The sequence below is a fragment of the Stenotrophomonas pictorum JCM 9942 genome, from assembly GCF_001310775.1.
GTDB classification, from domain to species: domain Bacteria; phylum Pseudomonadota; class Gammaproteobacteria; order Xanthomonadales; family Xanthomonadaceae; genus Stenotrophomonas; species Stenotrophomonas pictorum.
The window spans coordinates 1-2591 of record NZ_BAZI01000368.1 but is presented as its reverse complement, the minus strand read 5'-3'; the positions used below and the strand labels follow the sequence as shown (position 1 = coordinate 2591).

The 2591-nt window shown below is 68.8% G+C and carries 2 pseudogenes; both read right to left on the bottom strand.

Annotation, left to right across the window (positions count from 1 at the left end):
• Positions 1–1885: pseudogene (locus JCM9942_RS13790) on the bottom strand (UvrD-helicase domain-containing protein); the annotation flags it as partial.
• Positions 1882–2591 (bottom strand): annotated as a pseudogene (locus JCM9942_RS13785) (exodeoxyribonuclease V subunit gamma); the annotation flags it as partial. The pseudogenes JCM9942_RS13785 and JCM9942_RS13790, both read right to left, overlap by 4 nt.

Sequence of the window (2591 nt, the reverse complement as noted above, 5' to 3'; positions counted from 1 at the left end):
CGCAGGCGGCCGTCATCGGCCGGCTGCAACAGCGCCAGCAGCAGCACGCGCAGTTCATGCGCCTCGGCACTGGCGAACAGACTCTGCTTGCCCGCCGCCACCGCCGGAATACCCAGCGCCGCCAGCGCCTGCTGGATGCGCGCTGCCTCCTTGTGCGAACGCACCAGCACCGCGATATCGCCCGGCTGCACCGGTTTGCCGTCGATCAGCGCGCGCTCTTCGCGGGCGGCGCTGAGCACCTTGTGGATATCGGCCACACAGGCGGCGGTGGCCGCCTCGCGCGAGGCGGCGGCCTTGAGCGGTTTGCCGTCTTCGCCGGCCCCGATCCGGTGCACGGTTAACGCCGGCGCCGGCCGCCCGTCCAGCAGATAGTCCGCATCGCTGCGTTTGCTGCCCGGCAAAACCGGTTCGAAACGGATGCGCGGATCAAGGAAGGCCTGCTCGCCGGCGTTGTCGTACAGCGCCTGGATCGCGCGCAGCACGCCCGGGCGCGAACGGAAATTGCGGTCCAGCGGCGGGGCCAGGGCGGCCAGCGCCTTGGCCTGCAGATAGGTATGCACATCGCCGCCGCGGAAGCCGTAGATGGCCTGCTTGGGATCGCCGATCAGGAACAGCGCGGCGTCGCCGCCGTCGCGCCCGGGTTCGGCGAACACACGGCGGAAGATGTCCACTGGCGGGGATCGGTGTCCTGGAATTCGTCCACCAGCGCGAAGCGGTACTGCGCGCGCAGCCGCGCGGCCAGCACGTCACCGTGTTCACCCTGCAGGGCGTGGGCGACGTTGTCGATCAGATCGTCATAGGTCTGCAGCCGCCGCAGCTGCTTGAGCCGGGCCAGGCGCTGGCGCACGTCCTCGCGCAACTGGTGCAGCAGCGCGACCGATTGCTGGCGCTGCCAGCGCGTCACCTGCGCCCGCGCCTGCAGGTAATCGGCGATCAGCGGCTGCAGGGGCGAAAGCGGCGTGCTGCCGGACTTGGCCTTGTTGGTCTTGGCGGTAAGCACCTCCAGGGTGAGCCGCTCCAGCTTCTCGTCCAGCCCGGCGTTGGGATCCGGATGGCGGCTCCACTGCCGCAGCTGCACGAACAGCGGCTCGATCCAGTCGGACCGGTAGCTGGCTTTGTTGAGCACGCCGCCGTCCAGCGCGCCGCGCAACTGCTGCAGATACGTTTCACCGTGCGCGGCGATACCGGCCGCCAGCCGCTGCACGGCGGCGTCGCGCAACGCCCGCGGGTCGTCGACCGGTGTCTGCGCAGGCACTGGATAAAGCGGCAGGTCGGCAACCAGCGCCGGCAGGTCCGTGGCCAATGCCTCGGGACTCTTCCACAACCCCAGCAGCGCTTCGAGCTGCTCGCCCTGGCCGGCATGCAGCCGCCACAGGTCCGCGGCCAGTTCGGCATACAGCTCGCCGGTGTTGGCCAGCAGTTCCGGCGTGGCGAAACTGTGACCGCTTTCCAGCGCGTATTCGCCCAGCACCCGGGTGCAGAACCCGTGGATGGTGAAGATCGCCGCCAGATCGGTTTCCTCGGCCGCCACGCGCAGGCGCCGGCCCAGCTGCACGTCCGTTTCGCCGCCCTGCTGCAGATGCCGGTGCAGGATGCGATGGGTAAGCAGGGTTTCCGGGCTGTCGCCCTCGCCGGGCGGTTCGCCGACCAGCCGCGCGGCCAGATCCAGCCGCTCGCGGATGCGTTTGCGCAGCTCCTGGGTGGCCGCATCGGTGAAAGTCACCGCCAGGATCTGGCCCATGCGCAGGCCCTGCTCCACCACCAGCCGGGTGAACAGCGTGGCCAGGGTGAAGGTCTTGCCGGTACCGGCGCTGGCCTCGATCAGACGCAGGCCATCCAGCGGCAACTGCAGATATGGGTCCTCATTGATCTGTTCCCCGTTCATGCCGCACCTCCGTTTGCAGCGTCGTGTTCGGTGTCGAAATCCGGCAACACGCGGCCCTCGCGCAACGCGGTGAATATCAACAGGCTGTTGTGGATAAATCTGTGTGCAGTGGTTTCCGACGCGAACGGATCGGTGCCGCGCAGCGCCAGTTGCAGCGCTTCGCCCTCGCCTTCGCCCCAGCTGAAATCGGAGCGGTACCAGCGGGCGCGTGCGGCTTTTTCGCGGCCCTCGGCATCGCTGTTGTAGATCTCCCAGCCGGTGTACGGAGCGAACAGCAGGGGTTCCTGCAATCCTTGCAGACGCAGCTGCAGCAAGGCTTTCAAGGCAGCTTTGGCCGGTTCCACCGGCAGTGCCGGCAACCCGTGGGGACCGTAGCGGGCCTCGCCATCGTCATGGAACTGCAGCAGCGGCAGCTGCGCGCCGGCGGCGTTGGCCAGCAGCCAGTCCAGCCCGCTGCGCAGCACGTAGGCCACCCCCGCGGTACCGGCCTGCAGGCGCAGCAGTCCCTGTGGATGGATTTGATCGACCCGTCCGTGCAGCTGCATGCCATCGAGTTCAACTTCGTAGCGCTGCGAGGACAACGGCGCGCCGTCGTACCACTGCGAGAACGCCTCGGCACACGGCCGGATGCGGGCCAGCAGCCGTTCGAACTGCTGTCGTCCCAGCGCCCCGGACCGGCAGCTGCGCGCGCGCCCGCAGCCGCAGG